Annotated in this window: 21 protein-coding genes; 17 read left to right on the top strand and 4 right to left on the bottom strand. The window is 41.1% G+C overall.

Annotation, left to right across the window (positions count from 1 at the left end):
- Positions 1 to 16 precede the first annotated feature (16 nt).
- From ACIFOD_RS06070 to ACIFOD_RS06060, 3 genes are read left to right on the top strand one after another with little or no spacing between them, the layout of a single operon-like run.
- Positions 17 to 1,918: a putative thiazole-containing bacteriocin maturation protein gene (locus ACIFOD_RS06070; RefSeq protein WP_430313910.1), complete on the top strand. Its 1,902-nt coding sequence runs from the start codon at positions 17 to 19 to the stop codon at positions 1,916 to 1,918.
- Positions 1,918 to 3,864, top strand: coding sequence for a TOMM precursor leader peptide-binding protein (locus ACIFOD_RS06065; protein ID WP_430313909.1), 1,947 nt, complete (start codon positions 1,918 to 1,920; stop codon positions 3,862 to 3,864). The genes ACIFOD_RS06070 and ACIFOD_RS06065 overlap by 1 nt, the downstream gene beginning before the upstream one ends.
- Before the next feature lie 20 nt (positions 3,865 to 3,884).
- Positions 3,885 to 5,459 (top strand): SagB family peptide dehydrogenase, encoded by a 1,575-nt coding sequence (locus ACIFOD_RS06060; protein WP_430313908.1) that lies wholly within the window; start codon positions 3,885 to 3,887, stop codon positions 5,457 to 5,459.
- A gap of 624 nt (positions 5,460 to 6,083) precedes the next feature.
- On the opposite strand, the gene ACIFOD_RS06055 is transcribed toward ACIFOD_RS06060, so the two are convergent.
- Both ACIFOD_RS06055 and ACIFOD_RS06050 read right to left on the bottom strand, forming a co-directional pair.
- Complete coding sequence (locus tag ACIFOD_RS06055; RefSeq protein ID WP_430313907.1) at positions 6,084 to 6,620, bottom strand: PadR family transcriptional regulator; 537 nt, start codon at positions 6,618 to 6,620, stop codon at positions 6,084 to 6,086.
- Positions 6,617 to 7,459, bottom strand: a complete 843-nt coding sequence (locus tag ACIFOD_RS06050) for a sialate O-acetylesterase (protein ID WP_430313906.1) — start codon at positions 7,457 to 7,459, stop codon at positions 6,617 to 6,619. The genes ACIFOD_RS06055 and ACIFOD_RS06050 overlap by 4 nt, the downstream gene beginning before the upstream one ends.
- 77 nt (positions 7,460 to 7,536) lie before the next feature.
- Between ACIFOD_RS06050 and bla the strand changes: the two genes are divergently transcribed.
- Positions 7,537 to 8,460, top strand: a complete 924-nt coding sequence (gene bla / locus ACIFOD_RS06045; RefSeq protein WP_430313905.1) for a class A beta-lactamase — start codon at positions 7,537 to 7,539, stop codon at positions 8,458 to 8,460.
- A gap of 293 nt (positions 8,461 to 8,753) precedes the next feature.
- Entirely contained in the window at positions 8,754 to 9,197 is a 444-nt protein-coding gene (locus tag ACIFOD_RS06040; protein ID WP_430313904.1) for a hypothetical protein, read from the top strand.
- Between the two features lie 317 nt (positions 9,198 to 9,514).
- Here the strand turns inward: ACIFOD_RS06040 and ACIFOD_RS06035 are convergent, their stop codons facing one another.
- Positions 9,515 to 9,877 carry a hypothetical protein gene (locus tag ACIFOD_RS06035; protein ID WP_430313903.1) on the bottom strand — a complete coding sequence of 121 codons (363 nt, stop codon included), beginning with the start codon at positions 9,875 to 9,877 and terminating at the stop codon, positions 9,515 to 9,517.
- Between the two features lie 350 nt (positions 9,878 to 10,227).
- On the opposite strand from ACIFOD_RS06035, the gene ACIFOD_RS06030 reads away from it, so the two are divergent.
- The 12 genes from ACIFOD_RS06030 (at position 10,228) to ACIFOD_RS05975 (ending at position 19,999) form a co-directional block, all read left to right on the top strand.
- The gene (locus ACIFOD_RS06030) at positions 10,228 to 10,782 is read left to right on the top strand and encodes a hypothetical protein (protein WP_430313902.1); all 555 of its coding nucleotides are present in this window, start codon (positions 10,228 to 10,230) and stop codon (positions 10,780 to 10,782) included.
- A gap of 472 nt (positions 10,783 to 11,254) precedes the next feature.
- Positions 11,255 to 12,820 carry a phosphodiester glycosidase family protein gene (locus ACIFOD_RS06025; RefSeq protein ID WP_430313901.1) on the top strand — a complete coding sequence of 522 codons (1,566 nt, stop codon included), beginning with the start codon at positions 11,255 to 11,257 and terminating at the stop codon, positions 12,818 to 12,820.
- Positions 12,821 to 13,236: 416 nt separating this feature from the next.
- Positions 13,237 to 13,707 carry an N-acetyltransferase family protein gene (locus ACIFOD_RS06020; RefSeq protein ID WP_430313900.1) on the top strand — a complete coding sequence of 157 codons (471 nt, stop codon included), beginning with the start codon at positions 13,237 to 13,239 and terminating at the stop codon, positions 13,705 to 13,707.
- Positions 13,708 to 13,822: 115 nt separating this feature from the next.
- Entirely contained in the window at positions 13,823 to 14,419 is a 597-nt protein-coding gene (locus ACIFOD_RS06015; protein ID WP_430313899.1) for a class I SAM-dependent methyltransferase, read from the top strand.
- Positions 14,420 to 14,520: 101 nt separating this feature from the next.
- Entirely contained in the window at positions 14,521 to 15,246 is a 726-nt protein-coding gene (locus ACIFOD_RS06010; protein ID WP_430313898.1) for a class I SAM-dependent methyltransferase, read from the top strand.
- A gap of 193 nt (positions 15,247 to 15,439) precedes the next feature.
- Positions 15,440 to 15,778, top strand: a complete 339-nt coding sequence (locus tag ACIFOD_RS06005) for a PadR family transcriptional regulator (protein WP_430313897.1) — start codon at positions 15,440 to 15,442, stop codon at positions 15,776 to 15,778.
- A gap of 1 nt (position 15,779) precedes the next feature.
- On the top strand, positions 15,780 to 16,124 hold the full coding sequence (locus tag ACIFOD_RS06000) for a DUF1048 domain-containing protein (protein ID WP_430313896.1): 345 nt from the start codon (positions 15,780 to 15,782) through the stop codon (positions 16,122 to 16,124).
- 471 nt (positions 16,125 to 16,595) lie between these two features.
- The gene (locus ACIFOD_RS05995; RefSeq protein WP_430313895.1) at positions 16,596 to 16,919 is read left to right on the top strand and encodes a hypothetical protein; all 324 of its coding nucleotides are present in this window, start codon (positions 16,596 to 16,598) and stop codon (positions 16,917 to 16,919) included.
- A 566-nt stretch (positions 16,920 to 17,485) separates the two neighbouring features.
- A complete protein-coding gene (locus ACIFOD_RS05990; RefSeq protein ID WP_430314034.1) occupies positions 17,486 to 17,770 on the top strand; it encodes a hypothetical protein in 285 nt (94 codons plus the stop codon).
- A gap of 348 nt (positions 17,771 to 18,118) precedes the next feature.
- On the top strand, positions 18,119 to 18,652 hold the full coding sequence (locus ACIFOD_RS05985; RefSeq protein ID WP_430313894.1) for a DNA alkylation repair protein: 534 nt from the start codon (positions 18,119 to 18,121) through the stop codon (positions 18,650 to 18,652).
- 200 nt (positions 18,653 to 18,852) lie between these two features.
- Complete coding sequence (locus tag ACIFOD_RS05980; protein WP_430313893.1) at positions 18,853 to 19,278, top strand: NUDIX hydrolase; 426 nt, start codon at positions 18,853 to 18,855, stop codon at positions 19,276 to 19,278.
- A gap of 211 nt (positions 19,279 to 19,489) precedes the next feature.
- Positions 19,490 to 19,999: a GNAT family N-acetyltransferase gene (locus ACIFOD_RS05975; RefSeq protein ID WP_430313892.1), complete on the top strand. Its 510-nt coding sequence runs from the start codon at positions 19,490 to 19,492 to the stop codon at positions 19,997 to 19,999.
- Positions 20,000 to 20,347: 348 nt separating this feature from the next.
- On the opposite strand, the gene ACIFOD_RS05970 is transcribed toward ACIFOD_RS05975, so the two are convergent.
- On the bottom strand, positions 20,348 to 20,512 hold the full coding sequence (locus ACIFOD_RS05970) for a hypothetical protein (protein ID WP_430313891.1): 165 nt from the start codon (positions 20,510 to 20,512) through the stop codon (positions 20,348 to 20,350).
- Between the last annotated feature and the right edge of the window lie 333 nt (positions 20,513 to 20,845).

Here is a 20,845-nt window from a genome sequence, read left to right as displayed (position 1 = left end):
TGTAAGGAGGAGCGCTATGGAAAAATTGGACCCTTCTATGCGTTTAAAAGTAATGAGGGATACGTTTTACCTCCCCGAACCAAACAGCGGTGTTTTCTTTAGGAATAACCAATGCTCTTTCCGCATGGAGGGAAGTGGAATTGATCAATGGGTTGAGAAACTGCTTCCGATGTTCAATGGGGAGTACTCCCTTGAGTATTTGACGAACGGACTGCCTGTACCATATAAAAACAGGGTCATGGAAATAGCAGAGGTTTTGCATAAAAATGGATTTGTTCGGGACGTGAGCAGGGATCTGCCACACCAGCTGCCCCAACATGCAGTGAAAAAATTTGCATCACAGATCGAATTTGTCGACAGTTTGGCAGGTTCGGGAGCTTCAAGGTTTGAAACCTACCGCGGGGCCAATGTCCTGGCAGTGGGGTCTGGTCCTTTTCTGACTTCACTGGTTTCATCGTTGATTGAATCGGGATTGGCTAAGCTGCAGGTGCTCTTGACAGATGAGGTACCGACGAATAGAGGCCGGCTGCAGGAACTCGTGGAACATGCGCGTAAAACAGATCCGGAGGTAGAGCTCCAGGAAGTCGGATTCAGTGAAGACGGATGGCGGGAGACCCTGAAGCCCTTCGATTCCATTTTATATGGTAGTCAGAACGAAAACCTTGAGGAATTGGAGCTCCTCCAAGCTATTTGCCGGACCGATAAGAAGTTGTTAATTCCGGCGATTTGCAACAGGCAGACAGGGATCACAGGACCCATCATCCACCCTGATTCCGAGGCTGGATGGGAATCTGCGTGGAGGCGCATCCACACTACTGCCTTACGAAAAGAAAAACAGGTTTCGACCGAATCGGCGATCCCTGGAGCGATGCTTGCGAACATGATCGTCTTTGAACTATTCAAAGAAATTACGGGAGTGTCAACTTCCAATCAGAGAAATCGAATCTTTCTGCTGGATACAGAAACCCTTGAAGGTAGCTGGCATTCCTTTCTACCTCATCCCCTGGAGATTGGATATTCAGGAGCTGGAGGTGTTCAGAATGTGGAAACACGGATAGAACAGGTTTTAGAAAGATCTGACCCTGAAAAAGTGCTGTATCTCTTTACTCTGCTGACGTCTAAAGAGACGGGGATTTTTCATATGTGGGAAGAAGGAGATACGAAGCAGCTGCCATTGGCTCAATGCCGTGTCCAGCCGGTCGATATCCTGTCCGAGGGCCCTGCAGAACTGTTGGATGAGGTAATCTGCAGTGGCTTGACCCATGAGGAAGCACGCCGGGAAGCCGGGTTAAGAGGGATAGAGAGATACGCTTCAAGATTGGCCAGTTTGATTGTTCCTCGAGAGACGGGTGAATATATGGCCACCTGCGCAGGAGCGACTTTTGCAGAGTGTCTTGGCCGTGGTCTTCGTGAGTGTTTGACTTATGGGCTGAGGAAAAGAGAATCGCTTCAAAGCATCACGATTTCCCGACTTGAATTGGATAGGGTTGAGGATGAAACATGCCGTTATTATTTACAGGCACTGACCACCATGCAAGGAACGCCGGAAATCGGATTAGGGGAGAATTTGGCTGGATTTCCTGTCGTCTATGTTCGTGGAAGGAATGGCTGGTATGGGAATACCGATTTCACGATCACCATGGCACTGAGGCACTCTCTTCAGCATGCACTCTTTCAAGCCCAGAACGATAAGGATGCTTTCGACGCAAAACCGGTTGTTGTTGCGTTAGAGCAAGGAAAGCCAGAGAGGGTCTTCATTCCAGCCAGTGAAGACAGCACCCAGTCTCTGAAAGAAGCGATGCAAACCTTGAAAAGAAATCAGAAGCAGGTAGTGGTATATGAACTGAATATTGAGCCCGTTTTTAAACAGGAGCTCGAAGGTGTGTTTGGTGTGCTGCTGCGAGAGGAGGAAACCTGATGAATTCTTTCGTGGTGATTGTGGGGGATGGGCTGCTTGCGGACCTTGTATGTGCACAAATTTCAGCGCGGTATCCCGTTTTTCGGCAAGAAAACGTTAAAAAAAAGTTCCCGGCACATACAGATTTGGTGCTGACACTTGATGATACATGGAATCCGGCTGTGCATCAAATGGCTGAAGAAGTGATGAGGCAGTCGTCTATCCCATGGCTGAGAGGCTTCGTTTCGTTTGGGGAGGGAATCATCGGCCCGCTGGTTCATCCGAACACACCAGGATGCTCACAATGTGCAGATTTAAGACGGCTCCTTGGAGGAAAGGAACGGAATGAGATGCGGGAGGTACAGGAAAAACTCGCTGAAGAGGGTGGAATCACGAAAGACCCATGGGCATCGAATACCGGTTTAATGCATATGACTCACATCATCGCAGCAGAAGTTGACCGGGTCCTTGAAGGTGCAAAACCACACTCCCAAGGACAGGTATGTTTAACCGACTTGAAAACATTGAACAGTTCCTGGCACTCCTTCGTTCCCGATTCATTATGCCATAATTGCAGCCCGATACCGGACGATTCGCCGGAGTTAGCACGTATTTCCCTCAAGCCCAGTCCGAAGATCCATGCCGGCAGTTTCCGCTGTACTCCCCTGGATGAACTGAAAAATGTTCTGATAAAAGACTATCTGGATAATCGGACCGGACTTTTCAACAGCAAGATGTATGACCTGGTAACGCCATTTGCAGATGCGAGTGTCAATATGCCGATGTTCTCCGGAGATGAAGGGACGGCCGGACGGACACAAGTCTACTCAGATAGCGAGCTGACAGCCATTCTTGAAGGATTGGAGCGTCACTGCGGCCTGCAGCCCCGGGGCAAACGGACAGTCGTCCATGAGAGCTACCGACAGTTGGAGGAGCATGCACTGAATCCGCTGAAGGTCGGCGTCCACACCGATGAACAGTACGCCATGCCAGGTTTTCCATTTGAAAAGTTTGATCCTGACAGGGCCATTGACTGGGTGTGGGGTTATTCCCTCATCGAAGAACGTCCGATTCTCGTCCCTGAACTCCTTGCCTATTACAGTCTGGGCTGCAGCTCATCCGGTTTTGTTTATGAAACGTCCAATGGCTGTGCACTTGGAGGAAGCAGGGAGGAAGCGATTTTCTACGGCATCATGGAGGTGGTCGAACGGGACTCCTTCCTTTTGACCTGGTATGCAGAACTCAACCTGCCGCGTCTTGATCCTCTTACATCAGGGGACGAGGAGCTACAGTTAATGATTGAACGGATGCGGGCGGTCGCAGGGTATGATCTCTATTTATATAACTCTACCATGGAGCACGGAATTCCAAGCGTCTTTGCGATGGCCAAGAACAGGAAGGATAAAGGATTGAATCTGATCCTCGCGGCAGGTGCCCATCTGGATCCAGTGAGAGCGGCAAAAAGCGCGATTCAGGAGCTCGCCGGGATGATGCTGAATCTGGATGAAAAATTGGAGAAGAACAAGGCGAATTATGAAAAAATGCTGGTCGATGATTCCCTCGTAAGGCAGATGGATGATCACGGCATGCTGTATGGACTGCCCCAGGCTGAGGAACGTTTCACGTTTTTACAAGATGACAGCCGGCATGTGCGAAGTTTCCAGGAGGAATTCAACTGGAGGTCCGATCACAGTGATCTTACGGATGACCTGAAAGATATTCTTGAAAGATTCCGAAACCGGAACCTTGATGTCATTGTCGTTGACCAAACCGCACCAGAACTTGAAAAGAACGGACTATACTGTGTAAAAGTCTTGATTCCCGGCATGCTTCCCATGACATTCGGGCATCATCTCACCCGTCTGACGGGATTGGAAAGAGTCCTTAACGTCCCGGCGGAACTGGGATATGCCGCTCGGCCATTGACCTATGAGCAGCTTAACCAAAAACCGCATCCGTTTCCTTAAGGTACTAGGAGGTAAGGAGGATGAGTCTGGAAGAATTTTTACAAGACCTGCAATGTAATATCAATCGGGCCAATCAGCCAAACTGGGAAGTGGACTGGGAGGATGCCCCCCTTCCTTACAAGCTTTACCAGGGGCTGCGGGTTGTGCCATTGTCTCTGGAAGTACCGGTGTCACTCACCGAGAGCCTGTCGCCATCAGAACCCGATTTAGAAATAATCGGGCATTTTCTCTGGTATGTTTATGGCATCACCGGGGTAAGCCAGTCGGTGAATCCCGATGACTCCGAGCATCAGGAATCTTACCCCATCCACTCCTATCGGCGGTTTGCTCCATCAGGAGGAGCGCTGTATCCGAATGAACTATATATCTATTTAAAGTTGGATGATTTGCCCGATGGAATCTACCATTATGATGTCGCCCACCATCGCCTCGTCCTGCTCCGGGAAGGGAATGTCGATTCGTACTTAGAACGGGCACTCGGCAATCGCTGCGATATATCAACTTGTTTTGGCGCAGCCTTTGTTTCCACAAGATTTTGGAAAAACTTTTTTAAATACAATAACTTTTCCTATCGGCTGCAGGGATTGGATGCCGGCGTTCTGATGGGGCAGCTGTTGGAAACGGCCAAACGGTTTGGATTCGAGTCAGGGGTATATGTTCAATTTCTGGACTCAGCGATCAACCGTTTACTTGGACTGACCGAGGAAGAGGAAAGCGTCTATACCGTCATCCCCCTTTCGGTTGCTGCAACGAATTGGGCTGGAAACGGGAAAGGAGTGGTACGGCCATTCACTGCTGAAGAAGTATGCCGGGAGCTGCCCGCTATTTCTGCAGAACTCTACGAAAAATCTGAAAGAATTAGAGAGTTTCCTATGTTACTGGCAGCGAATGAAGCTTCTAAAATCGATTCAACAGGCGATTTTCAGAAACTTGGAAAACAACCGACTTTTAGAAACGGAGAAAAAGAAATCCTTCTGCCGGAGATCGAGCCATTCTCCTATGATTTTGTTGAGATATGCAAAAACCGTTATTCCCCCGAAATGGATTTTGTCATGGGGAAGATCAGTCAGCAGGGGCTTTCGACTATATTGAAAAAAGCCACTCAGTCCTACTCTTTTCGAAGTGACATCGACGAAGTTCCATACGGAGATGAATCCCGTGTTTCGATCTTTGGCTGCTTCTATAATGTGGAAGGCGTACCGAATGGCGCATACGCATATGACAGTGGCCGCCATTCATTACGGGAAATCAGTACAGGAGATTATCGTCTTCAGCTTCAATCGGGTCTGTCCCTTGATAACGTCAATTTGCTTCAAGTGCCGTTGTGCCTTCATATCATTGGAAACAAAGATTACTATCAAGCCCTGGGAAACAGAGGCTACAGGATCATGCAAATGGAAGCCGGAATGCTTGTACAGCGGCTGCTTTTAGCCTCGTCTGCGGTCGGGTTAGGCGGACACCCGCTTCTTGGGTTTGAAACAACATTGACCGATGACATTTACAAACTGGATTCAGAGAATCTAACCACCTTGATCCAGATCCCGGTCGGACCATTTCGGGAAAAGGCCTGGATGAGGGGGAGTTTGATGAGTTGAAGAGGAGTGAGTTGCGGGGACTGGTCCATTGGCTCTTTGAATTGGAGTCGCGGATGCCTGTCCCCGTGGCTTTTTCTTATGACTTAACAGAGCTGACAGATACACGGAAAAATTCCGCTTATTTCGTCTTTGATAGTAGAAAAGGATTGAAATAGAAGGAGAAATTCCGTCTATTGAATCAAAAAATACAATTACGGATGATTTTTCTGTGCATAAGCGGAAAACCTCCGCTTAACTAACCCAAATACTTCTTTGATACTGAATGTAAGCGGAAAATATCCGCTTGTTTTACTTTTGCGCCACGGCTTGTGCCTGTCGCCGTGGTGCTTTTCTTCCGCATGAATAATGAAAATTCGACACCCCGGCATGAATTTCGAGTTTCTCGCATGATTTCTATTAAACTCGCACGATTATGACGATAGCCGCATGATTAATCGAAATCCCGCACGATTATTTCAAATCTCGCATGACTCTGCTTGATGCACTTTATCTAGGGAGTGAGTTTAGAGGGGGATATGGAGGAAAAGAGTATATCTATAGAAGAAACATTGAAAAAAACGTCCCTTGGCAAATCAAGGGGACGTTTTTTTTAATAAAAATTTGGATAGTTGATGTTAGTTTTATTTAATCACTAGCACGTTCTATATCTGCCTTCAATTCCTTAAACCATTTTAAGTTCACTAAATGGTGAGAACGAGAATTTTCGTTCATGCGACCAAAATAATCAATCTTACCAGGTGATTCTTCAAGGGTAGCTAAGTATTCATCGAGAAGAGCAATTCTGGCTTCAGTTTGATCAATTTGGGATTGGATTAAGTCTAATAATTTTTGTTTATCGTAGACATCTGCAAAGAGTAATGCCCCATAGACTGGTAAGTTGACATACTCGGATTTGGTTCCATATTTGGCCATTAATTTATCAAATTCCTCTATTCCTAAAGACGTTACTTTAAAGGTGTGAATGTCACGACCGTTGTTGGGACCTTGATGTGTTTCTTCAATCAACCCTTTTTCTTGGAGTTGTTGCAAATTGTAATAAAATGATCCTTTCGTAAAGTTAACGATATATTGATAATGTCGTTTTTCCATTAAGCTTAATAGTTCGTATCCATGAGCGCCAGGGTTTTGGATAAGTAAGCCAAGGATGAGTAAGGGAATCAAGGGTGCATCACCTTCGCCGTCTCTGCTTCGAATTCAGCGTATGTGATTTTGCCCAGAGCCAAATTCATACTGTGAATATACATTTGTTCACTTTTCGAATAGGTATGGTTGATCTTTAGTGATTGATTTTCATCCGAAAGAGGCCCTGTGATATGACTCTTTTTCGAAAATGCCTCGAAGAAGCGAAACCCGAATTTTCGTTGGGAAACGGCGTTCAAATGAATACCATCCTGATTGGAAGTTAGACCTTCTGCCGATACAAAATAACAATTTGGCTGCTCATGAGCAAATCGACGTAATTCAGCGTTGATTTCTTGAAACTCTGATGAGTACTTTCCGAAACCTTCTTTCCCTAAGAAATGACCAAGCTCACCAATGATTAATGGGACATCTTGAAGGTTTAATTCGTTACGTAACGTTTCAATGATAAGAGATAACTTTTCGTAATAGGTCTCATGGAGAGAATGATGGCTGTCACTTTCACCCTGATGCCAAATGATGCCACAAATTTCACTCGTTTCAAGAGCAAATCGGGCTTCTGACATAGCGTGTTGAAAAAGAGTGCCTTGCGGGTGCCAATCGTTCAAGGAACTGCCACCTTCCGCACAAGGAATCAAACCAATTTCATCATCCGGGTTGGCTTTCGAACACAGGTCTGCAAAAGAGGCTGCTAGACTTACACCAGCAACAGGGCGGTCATAATTAATTGGCTCTGTCATCATTTGCCACTGTCCGTTGCGAAGCATTTTTATTTTTTCATTATAGATAGGTTCTACCTCATGCAAGAATCCACGACCTGCCATATTCGATTGACCTAACATTAAAAAAGATTTGATCATTCATTTTCATTCCTTTACACAATAGTCTAATTAGACTAAGCTAGTATAAAGTCTAATTAGACTATTGTCAATAAAATATGAGAGGACTGATGATGTTGAAAAGTGTCAGAATGTTAAAAATCTGGATGAGTGTTGGACTGTTAAGTTTAAGTCTTATCGGTTTAAGCCTCTTTGGAAACGGATTAAAGCAGACCGAGGCGAAAGAGAAAGCAACAATTCATGGGACTGGCGATAAGTTCATACAGCTCGAGAAAAAGTTTGATGCCCGGCTCGGCGTCTATGCGATTGACACCGGTACAAATCGCACGGTGGTCTATCGACCTGATGAACGGTTCGCCTACACATCCACCTATAAGGCTTTGGCTGCAGGTGCAGTGCTACAGCAAAGCTCGATTGACAAACTTGACGAGGTCATCACCTACACCAAAGATGACCTCGTCACGTATTCGCCCATTACAGAGCAACATGTGGATACCGGGATGACCCTTAGGGAAATTTGCGATGCGGCTATCCGGTACAGCGATAATACCGCAGGGAACCTTTTATTGCAGGAACTCGGAGGACCTGACGGCTTTGAAAATGCCCTGAGACAAATCGGAGATCATGTCACCGAGGCTGATCGCTTTGAGACTGATTTGAACAGTGCTATCCCAGGAGACATCCGTGATACCAGCACAGCAAGAGCACTTGCTACCAACCTCAAGGCTTTCACGGTCGACGACGTGCTCCCGGAGGATAAACGTACACTCCTAACCGATTGGATGCGGGGGAATACTACGGGAGACGAACTGATCCGTGCCGCTGTACCTAAAGATTGGGAGGTAGGCGATAAAACCGGAGCAGGAGACTACGGAACGCGAAACGATATCGCTATCGTTTGGCCGCCGAATAGAGATCCCATCATCATCGCGATTCTATCCAGCCGTGATACTGAGGATGCTGCCTATGATAATGAACTTATAGCAAAGGCAGCTAAGGTCGCACTGAAAGAATTCAAGTGATTTTCCGAAACGACCCTTACTATTTCCCTTTGTAGATCCTTTTTCAAGACAACTCAATAGTCTTTAGCACATTGACGCGATCCACATGGGATTGCGTCTTTATGTTTACAGCATTTAAGAATTAATTAAGAACTACATAAGAAATCATTTAGAATTGCTCCTTACAATGAGTACATGTCAGCCGTTGAGGTGACAAAAACGAATTTGAGAAGGAGTTTTTATATGTTCAAGAAAGTAGGTTATTACTCCGTTTTGTCCCATCTTTGGATCCAGTGGATCATATTGGGGGCATCTTGCTTAATACATTTATGGTCTATCCGAATATTTTTCACAACGTACCGGAGACGTTGGAATCATCCATGGACTGGATGCAAGTCGCAAGTCCACACACCTACTTTCCGCCATTGGGGTTTGTCAGTATCCTGACGGGTGTCCTGGCGGGAATCTTTGTTTGGAAAGTGAAACCGGCAAGAAAATGGGTACTCTTCAGCCTGATGGCCATCATATTAGAAGGGGCAGCTTCCATTCTTTTTGAATGGCCGAGGAATGAAATCATGTTCATGGAAGGTGCTGACGTCCATTCTGTTGAATTTCTAAAACAAACGGTGAAGGAATTCAAAATCGTCCAGTGGTTCAGGTTGATGTGTAATGTCTTTGGTTCATTGTTCATTTTTAAGGGATTTATAAAGTTTGATCGTTTTATGACCGCGGAAAATCAGAGAGAGAATCGTAAATAATATAAACACGTGCCGGACAGTCCGTTTTAAGAAACGTCCGGCTTGTTCGATCATTGTAAGTCAAAAGAGGAGGTGACAGTGCGATGTCCATAAAGATACCAAAAATCTATTGAATAAATCTCTTCACTTTGTGTGATATGAGATTAAGCGTATTTCTTGATCCATATAAGGAGGCGTTGATCTAAGAAGGATTAACGCTAAGACAGGTAGTTTTATATAATACTTGTTCATATAAAGGGAAGCACTCCTGTATATAGACCGAGGACAGTTTCCTCTCTATCCGAAAACTATAATGGAACTGCCCCCGGTCAGCTATTTTAGTTGACCGAATCATGCAGATAGGAAACGGCAATCTGAAATGCCTTTATCCTTCTCTCGATGTAGGTACACTGCCCACTTCCGGGCTTCAGCTTCTCAAGAAAAGAAGGAAGCGTCAACAGCAAGCCCTCCAGAACCTCTTTTGCCTCTTTCAAATCTTCTTTGCTGACATCTAAATCTTTGCCTTCCCAACGTGCATGCAGCACATCTGCGCCAATCCTTGCTGCTTTCAATCGCTTCTCAAGCAACTTTGTCTGAGGAGCACCAGGTTTCATATGAGCAAGGGCATTTTCGGATTTACGAATGATCGATAGAAACGCTTCAATCGATTGCTGTTTTTCTTCAGCTGTCATATTTTCCATGAACCTATTACCTCGTTTCTCCAAGTATGGACTATATGTAGTGTAACAAAAATACAAAGCAGACACTTCGTCTTCGGTTCAACTCTGTCCCTTGGGCGTTTTTTGTGTACTTTTAATAAGATAGGAAAAGTTAAGGTTGCTTTAAGCTTCTTGTATATTTTCACCACTATAATATATAAAGAAGAATTCTTCATTAAAATATGAATCGATCGATTTATAGCTGCAGATTCAACATGATTTATCTCGTCAATAGTGGGTTGACCAAGTGAAAGATTACGTTAAACAAATTGATGTAAACGGCATAAAAGGCGTTAGAAAAATAAAGTTTCTATAGGGAAAGAGGTATATAAATGGAAAGAGTACAAAAGGCAGACGACATTTCCCGGTTAAAGGAAGCCTTCCAGAGAGTATGTAAGAAATCGGGTCCATTTGGCAATCCATTTCAAGAAACCCTTAACGAAAAGGTGCTGATCTTCCCGACCAACGGATATTATCTTCAGGAAAATCAGTTCCATGCTCTGATGAAAGCCATTGGACAGGTTGGACAGGGGACCTTTTTCGTGTCGGAGTCGGAAGGTGATTCTTTTAATCTTTCACAGGACTTTCACTCGGAATTGGCACCACAGCATTGGGTAGTCGAGAGTACCATTGCCTACGAAGACTATCAATCCATGCCTCTAGTGGTCGAGAATTCCCTCTATTCACCACAAGGAGAGTGGGGCTTGCAAATATCTCATGAAGACCACGCAGTCCTTGCAGGGAATTCATTATTCATTGACACATTTAAAGAAGCGTATCCCGAATGGAAAGAGGATAATGAAAAATTTCTTCAATATTGGGTTAGTGCAAATAAGGAGTTTTCTACGGATATTACATGGATTCACGACTTCTTAAAACAATTTTAAGTAAAAGGTCTACAAGACCGATTTCCACATTCATCATAAAAACCGGCCACGTTTGTACTGGCCGGTTATTGTGGTTTTTTGGTGTCTGACCCACAGCACGTTTACTTTTTATTGTAGGGATGGTCAGACCCCACTTTTAAAGGATGTCTCCATGAGTAGGATAAATTGATTTAACCTCATGACAAAAAAGAAGCATAAGAACGAGTCTAAGTACGCCGAGAAGAAATAGAATTAGCACAGGAAATCGAGCATGAAAATCTTTGTGATTTCATGCTCGGTTTTTTTGGTTTAATTACAATAATTTCATGACGTTATATAGGAATTGATCTTGATCCTGTTCTTTGCTTTGCCTTGATATAAAGTTAATAAAATCTGAAGAAAGTTCATCAAATTTTTATACTTATGTAACGTTCTATTATTAATTTCCCGCTAGTATGGTGTTGCAACAAAAAATGTTTGGAGGTTTTAAGACATGTACCGTTCATTAATGAAAACGGCTATTGTATCTGCGTTATCACTTTCTACTGTTCTTTCAATTGGAGTGCAGGATCATGATGCCAAAGCTGCAAATCCTCAAGAGAATCTTTCAATCGGGAAGAACAATTTACCTGAATCACGAATCACAAAACAATTAGCCAGGGGAGTCACATACACAGACATTACAAGAGGTTATTATTCAGATAAAGCCTATTATACGGTGGATGTAGCTTTTTTTGATACAAAGGAAAAAGCCGATACCCTTATTCAAAAACTGAAAGAAAAGGGATACCAAGCAAAGCTTCATAAAGTAGAGAATAAACATTCGTCATTCACAGATGTAAAAGAGAAAAAAATTGGATATGTAGTTCGTACAGGGGATTTCAAAGAAGAGAAATCAGCAAATGAATTAGCAGATCAACTGAATGCTCAAGGATTTGAGAAAGCAAGAGCCACTTTCTCGGAATATGATGGAACAACGAAATCAACGGGTCCATGGCAAATTGATGTTCTTGAGATTAATCCTGAAGAATTTCAGGGTGAACTGACGAATTCACTGGCAAAGAATAAAGTCACAGGCCGCGAAACCGTATCTTCTATGGTGAATCGGACTCAAGCATTAGCTGGAATAAATGGAGGCTACTTTGTCGTAGGTTCAGCTGACGGAATTCCTGGCGATCCGGCGGGGGTCTCAGTAGTAAATGGACAATTGGTAAGCGAAGCGATTGGAGATCGTACAAGCCTCCTTCTTTCCGGTAACAACGCAGAGATAACAAATACCTCAACTTCATTACACGTCGAGACTGAAAGTGGCGAAAGCTCGGTCATTGATGGTATCAACCGGAAACCTGGATTGATCCGTAGCTGCGGTGGGGTCGCGGACAAGGAAACCAATGAACCCAAGCATGATGTGACATGTACTGATGAAGAAGAAATCATCGAATATAACTCCTATTTCGGTGATGTTACTCCTAAAGGAGACGGCTTCGAAGTCGTACTGGATGAAAATGGGGAAATTGTTGACGCATACTCCGAACGAGGGCACAGTATTCCTGCGAACGGCAGTGTGCTTTCAGCCACAGGAGAACAGGCAGACTGGCTAGAAAATAATGTCTCAGCAGGAGAGAAGTTGTCGATCACAAGAACAGTAACAGCTGATGGAAAGCAGATAAAAACTCAATCTAGTTTAGATATCATCAACGGAGCACCTCAACTACTTGACGATGGAAAGATAGAAATTCAGGCAAAAGAAGAGGGATTTGCATGGAGCAATGACTTCTATTATCATTTTGCACAATATCGTCATCCAAGATCCTTTGCGGGCATTAAAGAAAACGGAAATATTTTATTCATCACTGTAGAGGGACGTAACCCGGAACAGAGTATTGGTGTCAGCTTCTATGAAAGTGCTTGCATCCTTCAATCTCTTGGGGCGGTTAAAGGAATGAACCTTGATGGTGGAGGCTCATCAGCGATGATCGTTAATGACCAACTTGTAAACGAACCGTCAGACGACACTGGTGAGCGCCCCGTGTCCGATGGTATTCTCATTTTGAAGTAATTTATAGGAGTGAATAAAGACCAACCGAAAAGCCAATTTACTGCGTTTATCAGTAAATTGGCTTTTTATGTAGCTCTTTTCTACTTTTTTATTGTGTGGTTGTTAGAATAGTGACCAAGTTATTGAAATAGATAAGGATTTCGGTGTCTAACCCTCAGGATGTTAACGTTTTATTGTAATGAGGGGGTATCTAGTAGTGGATACCTCTCTTTTGTAAAAAATCTTCTTGAGTAAAATACTGGGTTTTGAAATAATTGGTATTAAGTGAAATAGTAGTTTAATTGATGATCCCCTATAAATGGAAGAAGGATAAGGTTGAAGAAGATTAATTTAATATTGTAAGAGCGGCAGTTTACTTTAAATAGTGACTTTGAGAACAAAAAAATTAAAACAGCAAACATCAGGAGGAAAGTATATTGGAAATACATATTAGAGAAGCCACAAAGAGTGATTACGATGTGGTTCATGGAATCCAAAGACAAGTGCACGAAATTCATACAAAGGAAAGACCGGATCATTATAAGATGGCTGATACTACGTTAGACAAAGAGTATTTTAACAACTTGATAGAGGGAGATAATACAAAGGTATTCTTATTAGAAGAAGACCAGCCAATCGCTTATACAATCCTTACGATCAAACATTCAGAGGAAAGACCCATTCTCATTCCAAGGAAAGTGGTCTATATGGACGATTTTGGGGTCGATAATATGTATAGAGGAAAAGGAGTGGGGAAAATATTCTTTGAGAAAATATTGGAGTTCGCAAAGGATATAGAAGCAGACTCATTAGAATTAGGCGTGTGGGAGTTTAACGAAAATGCCATAAAATTTTATGAATCAATGAATTTAAAGACAAAAATAAGGCGGATGGAAATAGAGTTATAAAGCTCTCCTTGTTCCATAGCGTCCATTTGGTTCTCTACGAAAGGGTTTGCTAGGAAGAATCGCATCCTCATGATTTGATATAATGATTACCACGCTATAGATAGGAGAGTGAAAGGTGGAAAATAACGTTTTTGAAGAGATGGCGAAAAGATACGATACAGAAGATCGAATAGAATTAGCTAAAGTAATTGTTAAGGAAGTAAAACAAGAACTGCAAAATAGTAAATCAAAATCTCTAATCGACTACGGGAGTGGTACCGGTCTGATTAGTCTGGAATTAACGGATTTAGTGGAATCCATTTTGTTGGTGGATTCATCAGAACAAATGGTAGAGGTTGCGAATGCAAAGATCTCTCAAAAAGGTATCACCAACTCGGAAGCACTTTATTCAGATTTTACCCAGGGAACTTCTGATCTTAAGGCTGACATCGTGTTAATGTCACTCGTCCTTCTTCATATTCCCGATACTAAAAAGATTCTAAATGAGTTGTTCAACATTCTGAATGATGGTGGCAAGCTCATAATTGTTGATTTTGACAAAAACGATCACATCAGCCACCCGAAGGTTCATAACGGTTTTGTTCATGAAGAGCTGAAAGAAAGGCTATCAGCAGCGGGATTTAAGTCAACGGAAATCAAGACATTCCATCATGGAGAACGTATTTTCATGAATCAGGATGCCTCCATGTTTATATCCAGTAGTATAAAGTGATTTGGGGAAAATAATGATTCACCAGAGGGAATTCTGTCCCTGCCCCTACTTTTTAGCATCTAATTAATGTTATATATCAAGGATATGAAAGAGGGAATGAAATGAGTAATTCTACTAGAGACATTTATAATAAGTTAGCCAATACATATCAAAACGATGTTGATGAAAAAAGTCCTTATAACGCTCATTATGAACGCCCAGCTATGATGACGGCTATGCCCTCCCAATTAAAAGGGAAAAAGGTGCTTGATGCCGGTTGTGCTGCTGGATGGTATTCTTCTCAGTTATTGTTTCAAGGGGCGGAAGTTACTGGTATAGATATCAGTTCCGAAATGGTGAAAGCAGCGAAGCACCGTTTAGGGGAAGAAGCGACATTCCTTTGTCATGATCTTCAAGAAACCCTACCGTTTAAGGATGATTCCTTTGATGTGATTGTCAGCTCACTTACTCTTCATTATCTTAAGGATTGGACTCATACATTTCAAGAATTCAATCGCATTTTAAAAGCAGGTGGAACCTTTTTATTTTCGGTTCATCACCCATTCATGGACTATACAAGACACAGTTGCGAAGATTATTTTAAGACCCAATTATTAACAGAAACCTGGAACAAACCTACTATTACTATCGACGTAAGCTTTTACAGAAGACCCATGCAAAGGATCATTAATGAAACCACTCAATTTTTCAATCTCGATAAGCTGATTGAACCCCAACCTCATGAAAAGATGAAAGAAGTGAAAGTAAAGTCTTATCACTATCTTATGACCAGCCCTCACTTCCTTATAGTAAAAGCTACGTCAAAAAAGGTTCAGGATAATGAGTGATTGGATTGAGCTTCATTTCTTCCGGTATCTGGCGCATTCTGAAACAAGGAAAGCGCCTTTTTTTTATAAAATCTTGACACTTCACGCTACTTAGCAATACAATATACTAGTAATAAGTAATACTAAGTACAAAACTAAAATACCTGAGAGACAGAGCACTGGAAGTATAACGAAATACAATGGGGGTGAACATTTGGAGAATTTTACAGAAATGCTGAAAGGGGTGCTTGAGGGTTGTGTGCTTGAAATCATCAGCCGCGGTGAAACGTATGGCTATGAAATCACGCAACAGCTGAGAGAACTTGGCTTCACGGATGTGGTCGAAGGCACAGTTTATACGATTACCATGCGCCTTGAGAAAAACAATCTGGTGGACATTGAAAAAAAGCGCTCTACTGTAGGGCCACCGAGAAAATTTTACACACTCAACGCAGCAGGTCATGAGAAGCTCGAAATTTTTTGGGGAAAATGGGATTTCATCTCAAGCAAAATGAACGAACTCAAAACGAAAGAAATCAAAAGGAGAGGGTAAGATGAAGTTTATAGAAAAAATTATCGGAAGTATGGCTGACAAGCGGGAATGGAGGGAGATGGAGGCGCGTGCGAAGACACTCCCAAGTGAGTACCTCAACGCATACAAAGCAATCCAAAAATATATGTGGACCGCTGGTGGTCTCACCGATTGGAAGGATACCAGCCGTATCTTTAATGGCATTCTCGACCTTTTCGAGGAAGGTGCAGCGGAAGGCAAGAAAGTCACTGACCTCACGGGTGAGGATGTAGCTGCTTTCTGCGACGAACTGGTGAAGGACTCGGAGACCTGGAATGACAAGCATCGCGCTAAGTTGAACGATACGATTGGCCGTGGGAAAAAGTGAATGCAAAAGAGAATACCGACTGAATAGCTGGTTGAATGTAGTAGTACCTTCATTATTCAGTTATTTTTTTAACCTGGTAGTAAGTAATACAGAATATCAGTGTGACTCAGTACTGTTGGTAACGATATCTGTATCTCTCTTTCCTGGTGCGTCGGTATCATGGTCATCGTTTACTTCTTCGCTGGTAAAGTATTAATCGCCAGTTAGGTTGAGTGCAACAATATGTTCATTACCGGTGCTGTGAATGTATTTGAAACCTCTAGATGAATTATAGGAAATCATCAACTATTTGTACTGATTTTGTAAAGGAATGTATTTAAAGTTGAGGGGCGTTGATCAAAGAAGGATTAGCGCTTTTTTTGTTGGGGTTATTGGATTGATGGGCTAGTTAATTGAACAAGGTCTTGTGAAAATTATAGTTATTTGAAATAATTGGTAATGAGAGAGGATGGACCAATGAGGTGAATTGCTGTGTATGAATGGATTAAAGAAGTAGAAGAGCCGATCTATCCTTATAAGGAAGAATCCGGAGAGTTACGAATACAAAGTTTTCAATCGAATACGTCTTTAGATAAAATGAGCCCGGTATTTCAACTATTTGCTTCAGTAAACGTTATTTTCAATCAAGATTTCTTATCATCATTTCCTGCTCCAACTAATCATGCTTTAAACATAATACATAATGAGATAGTGCCACATTACTCAGAAGTTAAGCAGATCTTCATTGATGAAAAATTGATTGAAATAAATGTGAGGTTTTTGAAAGAAGAATCTCGTAATATGTTAACCAACTAGCTTTCATCTGATATTAACCCCATTGTGCCCGATTTATATAGAAATATGGAATATAATATTTCACCATACCCTAGAAAGTTACAGTATTACCTAGTGAATAAAGAAAAGATTAATCAAAAGGCACTTGAAGGGACGGATGAAATTAGTGAATTCCTTAGGTCTTCATTCTTTGAAAGTAATGGATTACTATCACTGATGCCTTCAGGCTGGTTCCTAAATGATTCCTTGAGAGAGTCAGTGACTTTACAATCGCTTAGTACTTTTGCAAATCAAATAATTCTTATGGTAAATGAAAATGATAATCGAGTTATTGCCATTGAGGCTTATGGATAACTGATTGTTATTCCGTTTGGGCAGGTTAGGTTGAATAAACTAAGGTCGTAATGTAAGCAAACAGAAAGGTTGAATACTAGAGATGGCAAATGAAGCACAAAATGAAAACTACAATAACCTTCTCAATGAAATGGATATGACAATAGAAGAATACTACAAAGAATATGCTTTTGAATCTAAGAAGGGAAAGTTATTGGAAAACAAACTGTATGACGATATATGGAGGAATAGTTATGTGGGTAATATTAGGGGTTATTGCAATAGTAGCAACTTTTATAAATCTTTATATGTATAAAGCAGGAAAGGATTATAAGCTTGCTATGGCGATAGGACTATCATTTACAGCATTAACACTTTGTGCAGAATACAGTCTTGTATCGGTGTGGGTAGAAGTGGAAGATTGGGCAGCTTTAATGGATGTAGTACCTGGTATGGAAAGGGCATTATGGTTTTTGACAATTGCTTCTATCTTACTAAATATAGCACCTATACTTTTAGAAATAAAAGGTAAGAAATGATTTCTTATTGTCACATCATTTATATAATATGCAATTTATGTGTAAGTCTTTATATAAATATCAGGTGCGTTTCTTTAAAAAGGAATGCTCTTTTCGTATCCAATTAAAAGGAAGTAAATGTTAATATTATATTAAAGATGGTTGCTCTTCTATTATAGGTGGGGAAAGCAAGGACATATTATGAAACAGTGCTTTAAAAAAGGAGTTTTATAAAATGGATGAAAAAAAGATACAGAAATAAAACGCTCTTCAAAAGCAGAAAACATTCTACCTCAGATCACTAGTAAAACTAAGCTAGGCGACTTACGAAAAATCGCGAAGGACATTAAAAAAGATCACGAACTAGCTATGGAACTTTGGTCAACCGGAGAGTTTTTGCCAAGACTATTGGCAATCTTAATTATGGACAAAAAACTTCTTTCACAAGATGTACTAAATAAGCTTGATCAGGATATGCAGACTCACACATATGATGAGCGAAATAACTTAATGGATTGGTTAATGGCTAATCAGCTCACCAAAGACAAGAAGAACATTGCATTGATGGAGTCATGGGAAAATAGTCCTTCTGCTCTTCAAAGGCGAGCTTTCTGGTATTTTCAAGGGCGATTGAGATGGACTGGACAAACACCGCCTGATAACACCGCAGACTTACTATCTGCAATTGAAGCTACTATTACGCAGGAAGAACCGGAAGTTCAATGGGCTATGAATTTCACCGCAGGCTGGATAGGCGTTTATGATGAAAAGTATCGAGCACGCTGTATTAAACTTGGTGAGAAAACGGGTCTTTACAAAGATGAAATGGTATCAAAAGGATGTACTCCCAATTATTTGCCGGAGTTCATTACGATTGAAGTTAACAAAAGAATTAATAAATAGTTACCACTGAAAAATTCATAAGGGTTTGATGTGAAAATAAAGGAATTCAAAGCCTCAATATGGAAAGGATCTGAAAGTAAGCTTCCAGATCTTTTTTTGCTTTGAGGGAAATTTTGAAATTCGCTACCTTTAAATGCGTTACGGTGAACTGTATTATACTCTAATTATGGAGAATGAAATTAACATTGGAGAGTGTATTTATGACACCAATAAAAAAAGCTTATGGATACGTCACAAGAGTAATAGATGAAAAGACACATGTACTGGTATTTCGGCACAAGGATATCCCTGAGGCAGGAATCCAAATACCTAAAGGTACAGTACAAGAGGAAGAAGACACATATAACGCAGTAATGAGGGAAATTAAAGAAGAAACTGGAATTCAAAGTTTTGAAGTGAATCATTTGATAACAGAAGACTATTGGGAAAATGATGATGGCTCTATACATAATAGGTATTTTTATAAGATAAACTGTAATGAAATTGCTGATGAATGGGAGCACAATCCTACAGGTGGAGGAGAAGAAAAAGGACTTACTTTTCAATTCTTTTGGGTATCAACTGACGAAGAAATTGAACTAATAAGAGGTCACGCAGATTATTTAAAGCTAATTTTCAATAAATGAAATTTTGTAACTCTTATTCCATATATGGGGGCGTTTGCTGATTAAGCAGCCGCCCTTTGTTAAATTAAAGGGCAGTTTACTTGAAGAAGGAATCCAAATAATCGGTATCGAATTATATTATAAATTTCATAAGGAGATAACAAACGATGAAGTTCAATACCGTTCACTTTGATAGATTATTTATATTATGTACGAAAGGCTGGAATAAATCATGGCAAAAAAAGAAGCACCGAAAATTCAAACAGAACGATTGATTTTACGTCCGAGAGCGGAAAAAGACATTCCCAATATGATTAAAATGTTTAACAATGATGAAGTAAGAGAATTTCTTGGAATTAATCCCCCTCGTGATGAACAATCAATGTTAGAAATGGTTAGGAATCGTACTGAAACAAAATGGACTGTCGCATTAAAAGATACTGATGAATTCATCGGTGATGTAATGATTCCAGAAATAGCAGAAGGTTATCTTGGCGAAATTGGTTATCGCTTCATGAGGGAGCATTGGGGATGCGGTTTTGCGTATGAAGCGGTTTCCGCGGTCATTGAGCATAGTAAAAGCACATTAAACCTTAAACGCCTATGGGCTACTATAGATCATAAAAATAAGAACTCAAAAAAGTTAATTGAAAAACTCGGATTTACTTTGGTAGCGGTGCTGCCTGAATCGCATTTACACGGCAGAGTTGCCGATGTAGCATACTATTCTCGTATCATATAAGCATCCTTACGCTCTCCTGAGAAAAATGAACAAACAGGTGAGTGTTTAAATGGGGGGGGTTGGTCAAGCGATATGATTTTAGTGAAGAGGATTAGGCGGGAAGATATTGAAAGAGTGATTAAACAACTAATAATAGATGGTGAATTTGAAAGAGTAATTAGTCGTTGTGAATAATAGGCTTATTTCCACTAACGGGGGCAATAACTGAAGATCAGCTAATGATCCGGCTATTTTCCTTCTTTAATTATTATAAAAATGTAAGAACTCGCACCAAAGGATCCAAGAGCTATCTAATTGAACAAGTTCTCATAATGAATCTGAACACTGGCTTTCATTGACTATGTTAGATCATTTTTGTTCATTATTTTCATTATACATAATCAAAACAGCTAATCCGTTCGCACTATTACTAAATTTTATATCAACTAATTCAATATCACTATCTAAAAATTCATTAACTTTTTCATCAAGTTTTTTGCTACTAGTCATAACTGTAAAGGTTTTAATTTTCATAATTTACACCTACTTTTTCTTTTATTGTATCAAAAATCAGCTCCGTTCTGTATAAGATGAAGAACAACCATGTCGTAATACGATCATATTGTACTTGTTCAACTAACGGGGGCGTTGATCTAAGAAGGATTGACGCTTTTTTTGTTGAAGTTGTTGGATTAATGGGCAGGTTAACGAAATAAGCGCACAAAATTGTATAAAGGTGTTAATTCTCAATAAGAGAGCTATTAATCGAATAAGTAAGGGGAACCTTTTGAGTCAAAGGTTCCCCCTTTTTTAAATCCGCAAACAAATTACAATAAAATTGTTATAATAATTAATAAAAATTTATTG

Origin of the sequence: Rossellomorea sp. NRS-1567 (genome assembly GCF_050467885.1) — a bacterium.
GTDB classification, from domain to species: Bacteria; Bacillota; Bacilli; order Bacillales; family Bacillaceae_B; genus Rossellomorea; species Rossellomorea aquimaris_C.
The sequence above is the reverse complement of the archived record's forward strand: the minus strand, read 5'-3'. Positions and strand labels throughout refer to the sequence as shown.